13 protein-coding genes are annotated in these 16,827 nt (G+C 64.9%); 10 read left to right on the forward strand and 3 right to left on the reverse strand.

Annotation, left to right across the window (positions count from 1 at the left end; translation table 11 throughout):
• The first annotated feature begins 524 nt into the window (after window positions 1-524).
• The 4 genes from FSZ13_RS00805 (at window position 525) to FSZ13_RS00820 (ending at window position 3,933) form a co-directional block, all read left to right on the forward strand.
• Window positions 525-830 carry a type I addiction module toxin, SymE family gene (locus FSZ13_RS00805; RefSeq protein ID WP_145477546.1) on the forward strand — a complete coding sequence of 102 codons (306 nt, stop codon included), beginning with the start codon at window positions 525-527 and terminating at the stop codon, window positions 828-830.
• A 170-nt stretch (window positions 831-1,000) separates the two neighbouring features.
• Window positions 1,001-2,155, forward strand: coding sequence for a transposase family protein (locus tag FSZ13_RS00810; RefSeq protein ID WP_145477547.1), 1,155 nt, complete (start codon window positions 1,001-1,003; stop codon window positions 2,153-2,155).
• Between the two features lie 629 nt (window positions 2,156-2,784).
• Window positions 2,785-3,060, forward strand: a complete 276-nt coding sequence (locus FSZ13_RS00815) for an alanine-zipper protein (RefSeq protein ID WP_145477548.1) — start codon at window positions 2,785-2,787, stop codon at window positions 3,058-3,060.
• Window positions 3,061-3,216: 156 nt separating this feature from the next.
• Complete coding sequence (locus FSZ13_RS00820; protein ID WP_145478496.1) at window positions 3,217-3,933, forward strand: L,D-transpeptidase; 717 nt, start codon at window positions 3,217-3,219, stop codon at window positions 3,931-3,933.
• A gap of 31 nt (window positions 3,934-3,964) precedes the next feature.
• On the opposite strand, the gene FSZ13_RS00825 is transcribed toward FSZ13_RS00820, so the two are convergent.
• The 3 genes from FSZ13_RS00825 to FSZ13_RS00835 all read right to left on the reverse strand — a co-directional run bounded on the left by FSZ13_RS00825 (window position 3,965) and on the right by FSZ13_RS00835 (window position 7,037).
• Window positions 3,965-4,837 carry a LysR family transcriptional regulator gene (locus tag FSZ13_RS00825; RefSeq protein WP_145477549.1) on the reverse strand — a complete coding sequence of 291 codons (873 nt, stop codon included), beginning with the start codon at window positions 4,835-4,837 and terminating at the stop codon, window positions 3,965-3,967.
• 14 nt (window positions 4,838-4,851) lie between these two features.
• Window positions 4,852-5,886 carry a YeiH family protein gene (locus FSZ13_RS00830; protein WP_145477550.1) on the reverse strand — a complete coding sequence of 345 codons (1,035 nt, stop codon included), beginning with the start codon at window positions 5,884-5,886 and terminating at the stop codon, window positions 4,852-4,854.
• A 74-nt stretch (window positions 5,887-5,960) separates the two neighbouring features.
• Window positions 5,961-7,037 carry a LacI family DNA-binding transcriptional regulator gene (locus FSZ13_RS00835; protein ID WP_428999953.1) on the reverse strand — a complete coding sequence of 359 codons (1,077 nt, stop codon included), beginning with the start codon at window positions 7,035-7,037 and terminating at the stop codon, window positions 5,961-5,963.
• Window positions 7,038-7,361: 324 nt separating this feature from the next.
• Here FSZ13_RS00835 and FSZ13_RS00840 point away from each other — a divergent pair, with 324 nt between their 5' ends.
• The 6 genes from FSZ13_RS00840 (at window position 7,362) to xylA (ending at window position 16,824) form a co-directional block, all read left to right on the forward strand.
• Window positions 7,362-10,493: a TonB-dependent receptor gene (locus FSZ13_RS00840; protein WP_145477552.1), complete on the forward strand. Its 3,132-nt coding sequence runs from the start codon at window positions 7,362-7,364 to the stop codon at window positions 10,491-10,493.
• Window positions 10,494-10,560: 67 nt separating this feature from the next.
• A complete protein-coding gene (locus FSZ13_RS00845) occupies window positions 10,561-11,319 on the forward strand; it encodes a SapC family protein (RefSeq protein WP_186308812.1) in 759 nt (252 codons plus the stop codon).
• A 21-nt stretch (window positions 11,320-11,340) separates the two neighbouring features.
• Window positions 11,341-12,342 carry a cupin-like domain-containing protein gene (locus FSZ13_RS00850; RefSeq protein WP_428999954.1) on the forward strand — a complete coding sequence of 334 codons (1,002 nt, stop codon included), beginning with the start codon at window positions 11,341-11,343 and terminating at the stop codon, window positions 12,340-12,342.
• A gap of 13 nt (window positions 12,343-12,355) precedes the next feature.
• A complete protein-coding gene (locus FSZ13_RS00855; protein ID WP_145477554.1) occupies window positions 12,356-13,885 on the forward strand; it encodes a tryptophan halogenase family protein in 1,530 nt (509 codons plus the stop codon).
• Between the two features lie 65 nt (window positions 13,886-13,950).
• The gene (gene xylB, locus FSZ13_RS00860; RefSeq protein ID WP_145477555.1) at window positions 13,951-15,444 is read left to right on the forward strand and encodes a xylulokinase; all 1,494 of its coding nucleotides are present in this window, start codon (window positions 13,951-13,953) and stop codon (window positions 15,442-15,444) included.
• A 45-nt stretch (window positions 15,445-15,489) separates the two neighbouring features.
• Window positions 15,490-16,824, forward strand: coding sequence for a xylose isomerase (gene xylA / locus FSZ13_RS00865; RefSeq protein WP_145477556.1), 1,335 nt, complete (start codon window positions 15,490-15,492; stop codon window positions 16,822-16,824).
• Window positions 16,825-16,827 lie beyond the last annotated feature (3 nt).

Raw genomic sequence — 16,827 nt, forward strand, 5'->3', positions numbered from 1 at the left:
CCGTCGGCAGGGGCATTGTTGTCTGAAGGGGAATCGCTTACCGGACTGCAGTGATTCCAGCTTATCGGCCGTGCCCGCATACGCAGTGTGTAGTCTCGGTCTCAGTCCGCAATGATCCGGTCGCCCTGCGCATCGTGCGCTGGTTGCGTCAAACAGCCACACGGGACGGGGCCTTCGGCGTGGCCAAGCGGACACGCGGTTTTGTGATCGCGTTCCAAGCTGGATGCGCGGCAGTGCTAGGAATTCCAGGGAAATGGCGCGAATGACTACGCAGACAAACGCACTTGATCGCATTAGATGGATCAATAGAAACAAACAACTTTGGGTAGGCTGGCGCCTGCGGCACGGTAGTACCTCGGGGCGTAAGAACTCCCAGCAAGACGCAACAGTTGGACTCCCCGTGTCGGGAGGGTGACGAAATACAACACCCCTGTGGAAATACGTCGCGCCGGTCTTGCTCCGGTTCTTACCCTCCCGACTCCCTCGCCATCCTGGCGGGGGACGTTTCCCAACGGAGGTCCACCATGTACGGAAAATCCCAAGACGGCACCCCGATTGAATCGGCCCGGCAGAAGCTCTGGTGGCGTAAGCCCAAGAGCGTGATGACCAACGCACTGCATCACGACAGCCTTGAGACCTTCTCCGGTTGCCCGCCGATTCCCCGCGTGAAGTTGCGTGGACTTTGGATCGACGCGCTGGGCATCAAGCCCGGTACCCGTCTCTACGTGGAGACACGGCCTGGCACGATCGTGCTTTCGACCGAGCAGGCCGGCATGGGTGAGTGCCGGTCCATCGCCTATCGAAGGGTCGTGCCGCCCCATGCGGGATAGCTCGCGCCAGAGGCGATAAGCATCAGGCCGAAACAGCCGGGGCGCGCGATCAGGTCGCCGCGGGCAAGCTCCTGCGTTCGCCATCCACGCTGGCAAGGAAGACCGGCTTCTCAACGCAAGAAATTCAGTAGCGTGAGAACGACACGCGTGAGCACCTCAAGAGGGATGGGGTGCTCCGCGTGCCGTGGCTCCCAGGACTGGGTTATGACGCGCTCGCAATCGGGACACAGCGGCCAGCTGTTTCCGACATTGTTTGGGCATGCGGTGGATCCATCGCGTATCTGCTCAATTCCAACTACCGCAGGCCTTGCGACGATGAAGCGTGGTGGCACGCGGCGAAAAATCGGCCCACACACCAAAAATGGGACGCGTTCGCATCTACGATTGCCGCCGAACTTGAGGTTGGTCACATGAAACGAAAATATCCACTAGCCGCCACGCTTGTTGCGATTGCCATATCAGCCACCTTGGCCGGCATAGCCTCGCTTGCGCTCAGCAATGCCGAAGTAGAGGAGCTGGCTGCGAAATCACACGCGGAAGCCGTCGTTGCACAGCTTCCTCAGGATCGGCGCGAGCCGGGTGGTGCGGCCACTCCCTCGCAACGGACATCCCAGCGACAGGTTCAGTCGCGGCTGGACCCGGAGGTCTTCAACGCACTGAGCGAACGGACTTACTACATCTCACGCATGCAGGTGCGACCCAAAGGGGATGCATTGGACTATGTCCAGCCCCTGCGTCGACGTTCTCGAGAAGGCGACGCCCTGGCAAGCTTCAAGATCTATCTCGCTGTTGCCGATTGCAGGACGAAACTCTCAGGAGCAGCCAACAAGGGCGCCGCCGCAGGCATGACTGAAGCGCAGCACTTGACTCAGTTACTGGCGGCGGACGAGTGCATCGCTCTCGCCAACGACCAGTACGTGATGACGAGCAACTGGCTTTCGTTGGCCGCGGAGCAAGGTTCAATCGAAGCAAGGCTTTTCTACAGCTTGGACGTGAACTCTGTACTTGGCAGTTCACGGCAGAGGCTCGCGGATCCTGAAGCAACCATCGCATGGAAGGAGAAGGCAGTGGCCTACCTTCATGAGGTGGCGGGAACAGGAAACGTAGATGCAATGGCCGCCCTCTCCAATGCATATGAGCAGGGGATTCTCGTACCGAAAGATTCCGAGGTGTCCTACGCCTACACATTGGCAACCAACAGAATGATGCCAGACGAAAACCGTGAATATCTGATGCGATCAATGGAACAAGGGCTTTCGATCAAGCAACGGGAATCGGCCGTCGCCCTATCTCATCAGATCTATGATTCCTGTTGCAAGCCTTGAATGTAGGGTCAATATGATCAAAAGGAAGAAGATCGCAATTGGTGTGGCGGTCGTGACGATTGGTGTCGGAATGGCTGCGGCGAACGAGTTCATTGAGCCTCGCATATTTGGTCCTTTCCACTGTGACGCCTGCATGGTTGAGCCCGTTATGCCCGGGCCGTCCACAGAGGCATTCCTGCAAAAATTGCGCGCCAATCTACTCGTGCAGCGTAATCGGACCTTCACTGGCGACAAGATTACGGTTTGTAGTCGCGGATTCTGCACTACGTACACGATCACTGAAATGAACGGTTTTCATGGGGGTGGGACGCTTGATAACCGTTCACCGATCAATAGCAGCAGGCCCTCCGGTTCGAGCGTTCTGGGGGGAGGCTCCAATGCCGGGGGAGGATGGGCAGGTTCCGTAACTACGGGAGCCCCGACTCCCGTTCCGATGGTGCCGTGCAATCTAGGAGGCGCCGTTCGCATGGTGCCGGCAGGGGGGTGCGACTTCTAGCACAGCCTGCCGCGACTCTCTTCACAGTTCATCTACGTAACCCAACGCAAGCTACATGCGGGGTCATGGCTCCGGTAAAAATCCGCTCCAAGCCTGCAATATTTCCGACGTCCCAGACGAAAGGAGAAGTGGAATGAACATCTCGAAGAAGCATGTGGCAACAGCGCGTACCCTGGTCGTCGCACTCGTCGCAGGCTTGAGCCTCGCCGGTTGCGCCACCTACAAAGACGAGTTTGCAACGATCAATTCCCGACTCGATTCGCTCGACACCAAGGTGAACAGCGCGGCCCAGAGTGCAGACCAGGCCAACCAGTCCGCACAGCAGGCCAATCAGCGTCTGGACCAGATCGAAGGCCGTATCCAGCGCCTCGAATCCCAGCCGACCACCAAGCGTCAGCCGCGCGGCTGATCGCTGTTGGGCAATACGTAAGACAATTTTGAAAACCGGGACCCGGTGGCCGTTCGTGGCCACCGGCTTCTTTGCTTGACCCGCAGTAGCTTCAAGGAATCCCCCATTACCATGTCCCTGCATTCTTCCTTCCGGCCTGTCTTTGGCGCCTTGGCGCTGGCCCTCTCACTGGCCTGTTCTGGTGCGGCTGTCGCCCAGGAAGAGCGATCCATCGAGGCGGATCACTCGTCAGAAGCGGTGGACATGCTGCCGACGGGGCAGGAAGTATCCCAAACGGTGATCGATCTGGCCGGTTGGATCAAAGCAAGCAACGACACCGTCGGTTATCCGTTTGCCGTCATCGACAAAGCGAATGCACAGATCCTGGTGTTCGACGGCAAAGGGAAGTTGCGCGGTGCAGCGCCCGCACTGTTTGGTTCGGACAAGGGCGATTATTCGGACCCCAGCGTCACCAAGTATGCATTGAAGGATATCCCGCAGGGCCAGCGCACCACGCCGGCGGGTCGTTTCATCGGGGGGTATGGCCCCTCGCTGGATACCGGGCGCGTACTTTGGATGGACTTCGATACCGCGGTGTCCATCCATCCCACCGCGACCGGCGTCAAGTCCGAGCGCCGCCCCGAGCGACTGGCATCGCCTGCGCCGGATGACAACCGCATCACCAACGGCTGCATCAACGTCGACCCCGGGTTCTATGCCAAGGTGATCAAGCCGACCTTCGAAAAGGGCGGGCTGTTCTTCGTGCTGCCGGAGGTCATGGCCATGGCCGATGTCTTCCCGGATTTCGTTGAGAGCCAGTCCACCGCGCAGCACAAGGAAGGCAAACGCCCCCGGCGTGAACGCGCGGAAGCGCGGGACGGCGTCTCGCCGTAAAGGCGGGTGACAGGCAGCCGACGAATGTCGACTACCGCAGCAACTTCAGAAACGCATCGACGGCAGGCGCCTGCCAGGCGCCTTCGCGCCGGATGATGCTGAGCGGTCGCTGCAGCGCCAGCGCCCTTACCGGCAGCTTTACCAGCCGACCATCCTGCAATTCGCTGCTGACACTGATGGTTGGCAGCCACGCAATGCCACCTCCGTGGATCGCCGCCTGTTTCAGTGCTTCGGTGTTGCCGAACTCGACGATGCTGCCGGTCTCCACGCCAAGCTGCTTCAGCAGGGTGGCAATCAACTCGCGCGTGCCCGAGCCGGGCTCCCGCATCAGCAGCGGTTCGCCGTCAATATCTGACTGCCTCATCCGTTTGCGCAGCGCCAGCGGGTGATCGGCGCCGACCACCGGGATCAGCTCATCGCGGCTGAAGGCGTCCACCGCCACGCCCTCCACCCGGATCGGACCTTCGACGAAGCCCAGGGTGAAGCGTAGATCGGCCACCCCCTGTGCCACCTGTTCGGTGTTGCCCACGAACAGGGAAATGCCGATTCCGGGGAAGGCCCGCCGGAACCGGGCGATGTAGCGGGGCAGTACGTAGGTGCCGATGGTGTTGCTGGCGCCGATCGACAGCTGCCCGGCGCGCGCGTCGGCGAAGTCGCGCATGGCGGCCTGGGCGCTGTCGGCCACCGCGAACAGGCGCGTCGAATAACCGTGCAATACCTTGCCCGGGTCGGTCAGGCGCATGCCGCGCGGCTGCCGCTCGAACAGCACCACGCCCAGCCGCGCTTCGAACGCCTTCAGCTCGCGCGACAACGCCGGTTGCGAGACATGCATGCGCAAAGCCGCCGCGGAAATACTGCCGGTTTCGGCAATGGCATGGAATATGGCCAGGTGATGGAGGTTCATCTGCAGGATTCGTCTCAGAGCTGCCCGCTAACGTACTGCACCAGGAGGCTGCTGGCAGCCACCGCCACCCAGACGCCAAGGCCGAGCGCGATAGGCCGGATACCCGCGGCCGCCATGCGGCGGAGGTTGGCCGACAGGCCGATGGCGGACAGCGCGAACACGATCAGCACCTCGGCCAGCCCCTGCAGCACCGGCAGAGCTGCGGTGGGCACCCAGCCGGCCGTACGCAGCCCCGAGGCGACCAGGAACCACAGGATGAACCACGGGAAAAGGGCGCCCAACCTGAAACCTCCGCTGCCTGCTTCCGTGACGCTGCGCCGCTTCGCCAGCGCGGCCATCACCAGCGCCAGGACGAGACAGATTGGAATGATCAGGGTGGAGCGGGTCAACTTGACGATGGTGGCGTAACCGCCGGCCAGGTCGCTGTAGGCATAGCCGGCGGCAACCACCGAGGACGTATCGTTGATGGCGGTGCCGGCCCACAGGCCAAAGCCCGTGTCGCTCATCTGCAGCAGGTGCCCCAGCAGCGGGAACAGCAGCACTGCCACCACGTTGAACAGGAAGATGGTGGAAATGGAGAGCGCGGTTTCGTGATCGTCCGGCTTCAGGATGGGCGTGACGGCTGCAATCGCGGAGCCGCCGCAGATCGCCGTGCCGACGCCGATCAACACGGTCAACTTGCCTTGCACGCGCAGCCAGCGGCCCAGCGCCCAGGCGCTGACGAAGGCCACGGTGATGGTGACCAGGGTGACCGACAGCGATTCCAGGCCGGTCCGGAGCACGTCGGCCAGGCTGAGGCCGAAGCCCAGGGCAATGATCGACCACTGCAATATCTGCCTGCTGCCGAAACGGATACCGGCGTCGAAGGCAGCCCCCGGCGCAAGCACGTGGCGGACGGCGATGCCCAGCACGATGCCGAACACCGGGGCGCCGATCCAGGGCAGCAGGTGGCCGAGCAGCAGCGCCACGATGGCGAGAATGGCGGTCAGCAGCACGCCATGGCCATGACGTCGGCCCCAGTCGGCGGAGAGGGCGAAGAATGCGGGCATTTCGATCGGCGCAGGAGAGACAGGTGCCCAGTCTGATCCCGCCCTCGATATGCATCCAATACAATTAATCTGGCTCAGCCATGCATGAAAGGCATGGCTCCCCCAGGCGTGGACACCGACGCACGCGCCACCAGCTGGTGCGCCAGCACATGGCTGCCTGCACACTGCCCGGTGGCGCCGTTGCGCCGGATCTCGCGCAGCAACAGGTCAATGGCGGTGTCGGCCATCTGTGCTACCGGCTGGTGGATGGTGGTCAGCTCCGGCCACACCATCGTCGATGCCGTGGTGTCATCGAAGCCCACCACGGACAGGTCGCTTGGCACCAGCAAGCCGCGCCGGTGTGCCACCGAGACGACGGCCGAGGCCATGTCGTCGTTGCTGGCGAAGATCGCGGTCGGGGGCCGGGGCAGGGCGAGCAGGTGTTCCGCCGCTTCCAGGCCGGAGCGGTAGGTGAAGTAGCCGGGCTGCACGAGGGTGTCGTCGTAGCCGATGCCAGCGGCGTCCAGCGCGTCGCGGTAGCCCTGCCAGCGATGTGCGCTGGCGGTCTGGTTGGGATCGCCGGTGATGTAGCCGATGCGCGTATGTCCGTGCGCGACCAGGTGCTGCACCATCTCGAACCCTGCCAGGCGGTCATCGATGCGGACGCAGGCAATGCGGTCGCTGAAATGGCCGGAGGCGATCGCCACCACCGGCACGCCGCTGTTGATGAACTCGGCCACGATGCGCTTGGACTCGCACAACGGCGGTGGCAGGATCACGCCCGCCACACGGGTGGCCAGTTGCCGCGCCGCGTCGCGACGCGCCTGCGGGCCGAGCCCGTCCCAGGTGGCGATCAACAGCTGCGCTGCGGCCCGGGTGGAGCCGCGCAGCGCACCGACCAGCAGTTCGCGCAGGTAGCTGGCGCTGGGATTGGTGTAAATCAACGCGATGCAGGTGTGCTGCGCCGCCGCCAGCGCACTGGCGGCCAGGTTGGGGCGGTAGTCCAGCGCGGCCACGCTGCGCTGCACCCGCTCGCGGTTGCTTTCACGCACGCCGGCATGGCCATTGATCACGCGCGACACGGTCATCGGGGACACGCCGGCATGCGCGGCGACTTCATCGATGGTGACCGCGCTGCCCTTGCGGCGCACCGCTCTGGACATGTTCCTCAAGGATGGGACTCCTTTGCTGCGCTGCATGATGACAAGCGTGTGACCGGGTGATTAGTCTGCGCCGTGACGCGATGGTAGCGCTACCACTGAGCCGATGTAAGGCGCAGCGGCACCCCCCCATTTACCGCGCGGCTGTTCCTGCAGGTCTGAAACGAGTTTGAGTCGCAGCGCTCCTGAAAAGCGCGTTGCGATATTCGGTGTGGAAGACGGGCCTCGCCCGTGCGTGCCCCCAGGAGGGGCGGTACATCCATTCGATCGTATGTCAGAGGGGAGAGTCATGAGCGCTTGTGCTTTCCGTCGTACCCCAGACCTGAGGGCTCATCCATGAGCCGCAGGCTGGCGAAACTTACTTCCCGGGCCATGTTCACCTTCGTCGGTGGCGTCCTGGTCATCAATCCCGCCTTCGCACAGGACGCCGCGCCGCCGGCACCTGCCGCGCAGCAGCAGTCCGCGTCCACACCGACCCAGCTGGACACGGTGCAGGTTACCGGCATCCGCAACAGCCTCAGCCAGGCGATGGACATCAAGCGCGACTCCGCCGGCGTGGTGGACGCGATCAGTGCCGAGGACATCGGCAAGTTCCCCGATACCAACCTGGCCGAATCGCTGCAGCGCATCACCGGTATCTCCATCGAGCGCCGTGATGGCGAAGGTGCGCAGGTTACCGCCCGTGGCTTCGGCCCGCAGTTCAACATGGTGACCCTCAACGGCCGCCAGATGCCCGGTGCGGACGCGTTCGGCGCGGCGGGGCAGGTCGCCATCGGCGGTGTTGACGGCGGCACCCGTGCGTTCAACTTCGCACAGCTGGCGGCCGAAGCGGTCAATGGCATCGAGGTCTTCAAGACCAGCCAGGCCAACGTGCCCAGCGGCGGTATCGGCGCCACCATCAACATCCTCACCGGACGTCCGTTCGACCATGAGGGCACCGTTGCCAGCGCCGGGGCCAAGATCGTCTCCGACCAGAGCCAGCCGTTCGACAACGACCTGACCCCTGAACTTTCCGGCATCTTCAGCTACACCAACCCGGACAAGACCTGGGGCGTCGGCGTTAGCGCGAGCTACCAGAAGCGCAAGGGTGGCTCGGTGCAGGCCACCAACAACTACTGGAACATCCAGCCGTGGACCGGGACCATGCCCGGCAATCCTACGGTGACCAATGCGCCGGCCATCGGCGCGCTGTACGGGCGCCCGAACGACCTGCGCTACGCCTTCGCCGATTTCGAGCGCGAGCGCATCAATGGCCAGGCGGTGCTGCAGTTCGCACCGACCGACGCGGTGACCCTGACCCTGGACTACACCTATTCGACCAACGAGATCGAAGAGAATCGTGGCGAGCAGGGCATGTGGCTGCAGAACAGCAACTACACCGATGTGGTCTTCGACACCAGCGGTGCGGTGGCTACGCCGATCTACATCCGTGAGATCGCCGGCACCAAGGACTTCGGGCTTGAACAGCAGCGCAGCATGCAGAAGTACAAGCTGGGTTCGCTCGGCTTCAATGCCACCTGGAACATCACCGACCGTTTCAAGCTGAGCTTCGACGGCCACGACTCGAAGAACGAGAGCCGGCCGAACGATCCGCTCACCGGCGGCGGCTCCATCTTCTCCAGTATCGCCGGCACCAACAACTGCACCACCGGGCCGCAGTGCGGTGGCACGTACGTGCAGGAAATGGTCTGGAACAACGGCCTGCCGGTGGGCACCCAGGTCTGGTACCCGACCGCTGCCGATGCCATCGCCAAGACCAACGGCGTGGTCAACGGCGGGTTCGTGCCGGGCGAGATCGGCTCGCAGGTGCTGCGCATCAATTCGCAGACCCAGATCAGCGAGATCAAGCAGGGTCGCATCGACGGTGAGTGGGCCTTCGACGCGGGCCGCTTCCAGTTCGGCGTGGACTCCAGCAAGCAGACCACCCACCGCATCCAGGCTGCGGAGAATTACAACACCCTGGGCGACTGGGGCGTGGCCAATGTGAACGGGGACGTTGCCAACGGCCTGATGGACCTGCTGCAGCCGGTGAACATCGTCGGCATGTTCGACGACTTCAACGTCAACAGCTTCAGCGCCTGGCGTGGCGACGCAGGCCGGCTGGCGCAGTGGGCGGGCCAGTACTATGGCGCCAACCTCGGCGTCAGCCCGCAGAATGCCGCCGACAACCGGGTCGAAGAGAAGACCAATTCGGCCTATATCCAGGTCGAGCTGGACGGCGACCTGGGCGGCCACCGCACCAATACGCGCCTGGGCGTCCGCTACGAGACCACCGACGTGGTGTCGACCTCGATCATCGCCATTCCGGAAGGCATCCAGTGGCAGGCGAACAATGACTTCCGCGTGCTGTTGTCCAACGAGCAGCAGCCCTTCACCGAGAAGACCAGTTACAGCTACATCCTGCCGAACCTGGACTTCAGCATCGACCTGCTGAATGACCTGAAGGGCCGCGTGTCGTTCGGCAAGAGCATCGCCCGCGCACCGATCGGCAACCTGTATGCCGGTCCGACCGCACAGCAGCCGTTCGGCTCGGTGCTGATCGATCCGTCCTCGCGAGCCAGCGGCACGGCGCAGAACCCGGCCCTGAAACCGCTGGAATCGGACAACCTGGACCTGGCGCTGGAATGGTACTTCGCCGATGCCAGCTACGTGTCGGTGACCTACTGGAACAAGCGGGTCAGCAACTTCATCGGCAACACCATCGTGCAGGAAAACCTGTACGGTCTGCGCGACCCGTCCTCGGGGCCGGACGCGCAGGCGGCGCTGGGGTTCCTGACCAGTGGGGCGTGTATCGCACAGGTGGGTCCGGCCAACGCGGCGGCCTGCTCGGCCAACGACACCTCGCTGTTCACCGCGCTGGCGCTGCTGCGCAACAACCCCGCCGGGCTGGGCGCCTACAACGGCACCGACGCGCAGGTACTGGCCACCGAAGCGGCCTACGACCTGGTAGGCGAGGCGGACGACCCGCTGTACCAGTTCAACGTCAACCGCCCGATCAACCAGAACGAATCCAAGCTGCACGGCTGGGAACTGGGCGGGCAGTACTTCTTCGGCGACACCGGCTTCGGCGTGCTGGCCAACTACACCATCGTCAATGGCGACGTGGGCTACAACGACGCCGGCGACCCGAACGTCGACCAGTTCTCGCTCACCGGCCTCAGCGATACCGCCAACGCCATGCTGATGTACGAAAAGTACGGCTGGTCGGTCCGCCTGGCCTGGAACTGGCGCGACCAGTACCTGATCCTGGCCAACCAGGGTTCCAGCCGAAACCCGTACTATGTGGAAGAGTACGACCAGTGGGATCTCAGCGTGGGCTACACGCTGAATGACAACTGGTCGTTCAGCCTTGAAGCGATCAACCTTACCGGTGAGGACGTGCGTTGGCGTTCGCGCACCTCGCAGATGATGGTGAAGCTGGCCGACCAGGATCCGCGTTACATGCTTGGCGTTCGTTACAGGTTCTGAACAGGTCACGGGTGCCGCTGTTCCGGCAGCGGCACCCGTGCAGGCTCCTGCAGGGATTGGACTACACATGCCGCGTTACGAAATGCTCAACAACATCGCCCACCGGGAGCTGCGGGTAGCGACCGGGTTCGGGCCCGAATATGGCGACGCGGTCGGCATGGTGCCGGCCTACCCGAGCGAGTACGCCGAACTGCAGCGCGAATACCCGATCTTCCTGCGCAGGGACGCCGCCAGCGGGGAATGGCAGTCGGTGGCCTTGCTGGGGTTCGAGCAGCACGAGAACCTGTACCTGCAGGAGGGCCGCTGGAACGCCTCCTACCTGCCCGGTGCAGCGGCCAAAGGGCCGTTCCTGATCGGATTCCAGGAAAACCGCATCGACGGCGAGCTCACCCGGGAGGCGGTCCTGCACGTGGATCTCGACCATCCGCGCGTGGGTACGTCACAGGGTGAGCCGGTGTTCCTGCCGCAGGGTGGCAATACGGCGTACCTGGACCACATTGCCAACGTGCTGCGCGGCATCCACGACGGCCATGCGTTTGGCGCCGACATGTTTGCCATGCTGGATGCGAAGGGACTGATTCAACCGGTCACGCTCGACGTGCAGATCGACCCGCAGAACAGGGTAGGGGTGAACGGCCTGCACGCGATCGACCGCGACCGCCTGGCCCAGCTGGACGGTGCCGCGCTGGCCGAACTCAACCGTGCCGGCTACCTGGAAGGCGCGTACCTGATGCTGGCGTCGCTGCACAACATGCGGCGGCTGATTGCCGAAAAGCAGCGTCGCCTGCGCTCGCAGGATGCCGCCGTGGCGGCGGGCAGGAACTGACCGATGCCGGATGGCGTTGCCATGCGCACCCTGGAGGGCCTTCAGCCCGACGCGCTGCCGCTGGAGGCACTGGTTGCCGCTGGCGAGCCGGTGGTGCTGCGTGGCATCGCGCGTGACTGGGCGCTGGTACAGGCCGGGTTGCGCTCCACCCACGAGGCGCTGGCGTACCTGCGTGGCTTCGATGCGGGCGTGCCGGTGCAGTACTCCTTCGGCGGCCCCGAGATCGAGGGGCGCCCGTTCTACAACGACGATTTCACCCGCTTGAATTTCGAGGTGCGGCGCGGACTCCTGACCAAGGTGCTGGACGAGATCGCCGACACCCTCGATGCGCCGAAGCCGCCCACCTACTACGTGGCCTCCCTGCTGATCGAACGTGCGCTGCCCGGGTTCGCACAGGCCAACGATGCCGGACTGGCCGGGCAGGGCATCGACGCCTCGGCCAGCATCTGGATCGGCAACCGCGTTACCGCGTCCTGCCATTACGACACCCCGGACAACCTGGCCTGCTGCGCGGTGGGCCGGCGCCGGTTCACCCTGTTTCCGCCGGAGCAGATCGAAAACCTCTATCCCGGCCCGCTGGAACCGACCCCGGGCGGGCAGGTGGTCAGCGTGGTGGACTTCGACCATCCGGACTTCGACCGCCATCCCCGGTTCCGTGACGCGCTGGCGAGCGCGCAGACCGCCGTGCTGGACCCGGGCGACGCGATCTTCATTCCCAGCATGTGGTGGCACCACGTGCGCAGCCTCGAACCGTTCAACGTGCTGGTGAACTACTGGTGGCGCAGCGTGCCGGGCTTCCTGTCTTCGCCGCTGCCGGCGCTGCAGCATGCGATGTGGGCGCTGCGCGATCTGCCGCCGCGCCAGAAGCAGGCGTGGGCAAAGATCTTCGAGTATTACGTATTCGGTCCCGGTGAGCGCGCAGGGCAGCACCTGCCCGACGCTGCCCGGGGTGAGCTTGCACCGTTCGATGAGACGCAGGCGCGGCGCACGCGCGCGCAGCTGCTCAGCCGACTCAACCGCTGATGGGGGCATCGCTTTGAACGCTGCGAACACGACCGAAGGACGGATCCGCAAGGTAGTCATTGCCGGCGGCGGCACCGCAGGCTGGCTGGCCGGCTGCGCGTTGTCGCACCAGTTCCGCGAGCAGCTGGACATCACCCTGGTGGAGTCCGAGCAGATCGGCACCGTCGGCGTCGGCGAATCCACCGTGCCGCCAATCCGCACCTTCCACCGCTTCCTGCAGATCGATGAGCAGGAGTTCCTGCAGGCCGTGGCCGGCACCTTCAAGCTCTCGATCTCGTTCGAGAACTGGCGCCGCCCCGGCGAGCGCTTCATCCATCCGTTCGGCACCATCGGGCAGGGCACCTGGGCCACCCCGTTCCATCACTTCTGGCTGGACAGCCTGCGCCGCGGCATGCCCTCGGACCTGGGCGACTTCTGCATGGAAAGCGTGGCCTCGCGCGGTGACCGGTTCTCGCTGCAGACCCAGCCGCAGGTCAACTACGCCTATCACTTCGACGCCGGGCTGTACGCCAAATTCCTGCGCCGCCGCGCCGAAGCGCAGGGCCTGCGCCGGGTGGAAGGCAAGATCCGCGAGGTGCGGCAGCACGCCCACGACGGTTCCGTTGCGGCGCTGGTGCTGGAAGACGGGCAGGTGATCGAGGGCGACCTGTTCATCGACTGCACCGGCTTCCGCGGCCTGTTGACCGAGCAGACCCTGCACAGCGGCTACGAGGACTGGAACCAGTGGCTGCCCAGCGACCGTGCCGTTGCGGTGCAGACCGAGTCGGTCAACCCGCCGGTGCCGTATACCCGTGCCATCGCGCACGAGGCCGGATGGCGCTGGCACATCGCGCTGCAGCACCGGGTGGGCTGTGGGCTGGTGTTCTCCAGCCGCCACCTGTCCGATGACGAAGCGCAGGCCAAGCTGCTTCGGGATGTCGAGGGCCCGCCGCTGCGCGATCCGTGGCTGGTGCCGTTCCGCAGTGGACGCCGCTTGAAGGCGTGGAACAGGAACGTGGTGGCGCTCGGCCTGGCCAGCGGCTTCATCGAGCCGCTGGAATCGACCAGCATCCACCTGACCATCAGCGCCGTGGTGCGGCTGATCCAGCTGTTCCCGTTCGATGGGATCACCCCGGCCCTGACCGCGCTGTACAACGATGTCAGCCGCCAGGAAATGGAGCACGTGCGTGACTTCATCATCCTGCATTATCACGCCACCCAGCGCGACGAGCCGATGTGGAAAGCCTGCCGCGAAATGGAGCTGCCCGAATCGCTGGCGCTTCGGCTGCGTGCCTGGCGCGAACGCGCACACGCCTGGCAGGACCCCGGCGAACTGTTCCGCGTCGATTCCTGGACCAGCGTGCTGATGGGGCAGGGCATCCAGCCGGGTCCGCCGCACCCGCTGGCGCGCGCGCTCGGCGATGCCGATCTGCGCACGCTGCTGGCGCGGATCCAGCAACCGGTGCAGCAGGCGGTTGCGACGATGCCATCGCAGGCGGAATTCATCGAGCGCTACTGCAAGGCACCGGCAGAGGTCTGGCCACGGAGCCTGGCCACCGCCTAGCGTGGCCGTGTTCTGCTGCAGGAAATTGGTAGCGCTACCTTTCTGGAATACATGGGGAATAGTGGATGGATCTGGTTGCTGGAATCGATGCAGGTACGCAGAGCCTGAAAGTGCTGGTCTACGACCCGGCCAAGCGCAGCGTGGTGGCCAGCGCCAGTGCCCCGCTTGAACTGGACAGCGCCGCCGACGGCAGCCGCGAGCAGCGCCCGGCCGACTGGGTGGCTGCACTGCACACCTGCTTCGCGGCCATCGCCCCTTCGGTGCGCGCGCGCATTTCCGCGCTGGCCGTGTCGGGCCAGCAGCACGGCTTCGTGCCCCTCGATGCTGCAGGGGAGGTGCTTGCACCGGCCAAACTGTGGTGCGACACCAGCACCTCGGCCGAGTGCATCCAGATCATGGACGCGGCGGGCGGCACCGGAAAGACGATCGCCCTGGCCGGCAACCCGATCCTGACCGGTTACACCGCTTCCAAGCTGCCGTGGACGAAGACCCACCGGCCGGACGCGTACGCACGCCTGGCCACCATCCTGCTGCCGCACGACTACCTCAACTTCGTGCTTACCGGTGAGCGCTTCTGCGAACATGGCGATGCCTCCGGGACCGGTTGGCTGGACGTGCGCACCCGCACCTGGTCGCCCGAACTGCTGCGCGCGACCGATCCGGACCGCAACCTGGCGGAGTGCCTGCCGCCCATCGCGCCGCCGGACGCCCTGTTCGACATCGCCCCCGCCGCCGCAAAAGCATTTGGACTGCCTGCCACCGCGAAGGTGGCCGTGGGCGGCGGTGACAACATGATGGCCGCCATCGGCACCGGCTGCGTTGCGCCCGGCCGCCTGGCGATGAGCCTGGGCACCTCGGGCACGCTGTTCGCGTACTCGGACACGCCGGTGGTCGACCCCGACGGCGCGTGGGCCGCGTTCTGCTCGTCCACCGGCGGCTGGCTGCCGTTGATCTGCACCATGAACTGCACCGTGGTCACCGAGCAGGTGGCCGACGCGTTCGGTTTCAGCACCCGCTTTGGCGACGGACACCTGCGCGCCACCGCACCCGGCGCCGACGGCCTGGTGATGCTGCCGTTCCTCAACGGCGAGCGCACCCCGGACCTGCCGCATGGCAAGGGCGTGCTGGCCGGGCTGGACACCACCAACATGACCCCGGCGCACTTCTACCGTGCGGCGATGGAAGGCGCTACCTACAGCCTGAAGTACGGCTACGACGCCTTCGTGCGTGCCGGCATGCGGTTCGAACGCATCGTGCTTACCGGCGGCGGCAGCAACAGCGCGCAGTGGCGGCAACTGGTGGCCGATGTGTTCGGCCTGCCGGTGGACGTACCGACCCAGCCCGAAGGCGCTGCGTTCGGCGCCGCGCTGCAGGCGCTGTGGGCGCTGGGCAAGGCGCGCGGGGACGCGGACTCGATCGCCGACATCACCGAGCGCCACGTTGCGCTCGACCCGCAGCTGTCCGCACGCCCGGATGCCTCGCGGGGCGCCGCCTACGCCGCCGCCTACGACCGTTTCCTGCGCCACCTTGACGCCATCACGCCGCTGCAGCGCGGCTGATCCCGCTTTTTTCGCGACACCTCGCACAACGAAAGGAACCGCAGCATGAGCACCCAGCCCTTCATCGGCGCCACCGAATACTTCCCCGGCATCGGCCGCATTCCCTTCGAAGGCCGCGGGTCGGACAACCCGCTTGCGTTCAAGGTGTACGACGCCAACAAGGTCATCGGTGGCAAGACCATGCAGGAGCACCTGCGCTTCGCGGTCTGCTACTGGCATACCTTCTGCAATGCCGGGCATGATCCGTTCGGCCCGGGTACCCGCCACTTCCCGTGGGAGGCCGGCACGCCGATGGCCAGCGCCGAAGCCAAGGTCGACGCCGCGTTCGAGTTCTTCACCAAGCTGGGCGTGCCGTACTGGTGCTTCCATGACATCGACCTCGCGCCGGACGCCGATGACGTCGGCGAGTATGAGAAGAACCTCAAGCACATGGTCGGCCTGGCCAAGGAGCGCCAGGACGCCACCGGGATGAAGCTGCTGTGGGGCACCGCGAACCTGTTCTCGCACCCGCGCTACATGAACGGTGCCTCGACCAACCCGGACTTCGCCGTAGTGGCACGTGCGGCGGTACAGGTGAAGGCGGCGCTGGAAGCCACGGTGGAGCTGGGCGGCGAACATTACGTGTTCTGGGGTGGCCGCGAAGGCTATGCCTCGCTGGTGAACACGCAGATGAAGCGCGAGGTCGACCACTTCGCTCGCTTCCTGACCATGGCGCGCGACTACGGTCGCAGCATCGGCCTGAAGGGCAACTTCCTGATCGAGCCCAAGCCGATGGAGCCGATGAAGCACCAGTATGATTTCGACAGCGCCACCGTGGCCGGTTTCCTGAAGGAACACGGGCTGCACAAGGACTTCAAGCTCAACATCGAAGCCAACCACGCCACGCTGTCCGGCCACACCTTCGAGCACGACCTGCAGGTCGCCTCGGACCACGGCCTGCTGGGCAGCATCGACGCCAACCGCGGCAATGCGCAGAACGGCTGGGACACCGACCAGTTCCCGACCGACCTGTACGACACCGTCGGCGCGATGCTGGTGGTGCTGCGCCAGGGCGGGCTGGAAGGCGGCCTGAACTTCGACGCCAAGGTGCGGCGCGAGTCGACCGACATGGAAGATCTGTTCGTTGCCCATATCGGCGGGATGGACGCCTTTGCCCGCGGCCTGGAAGTGGCCCATGGCCTGCTCAACGACTCGCCGTGGGAGCAGTGGCGCGCCGAGCGCTACGCGAGCTTCGACAGCGGCGCCGGCAAGGACTTCGAACATGGCAAGCTCAGCCTGGCGGACCTGGCCGCACTGGGGGCGAAGGGCGGTGAGCCCAAGCAGATCAGCGGCAAGCAGGAACGCTACGAAAACCTGATCAACACCTACCTGCTGCGCTGATCG

Source organism: Stenotrophomonas rhizophila, from assembly GCF_007667275.1.
Taxonomy (GTDB): Bacteria; Pseudomonadota; Gammaproteobacteria; order Xanthomonadales; family Xanthomonadaceae; genus Stenotrophomonas; species Stenotrophomonas maltophilia_AE.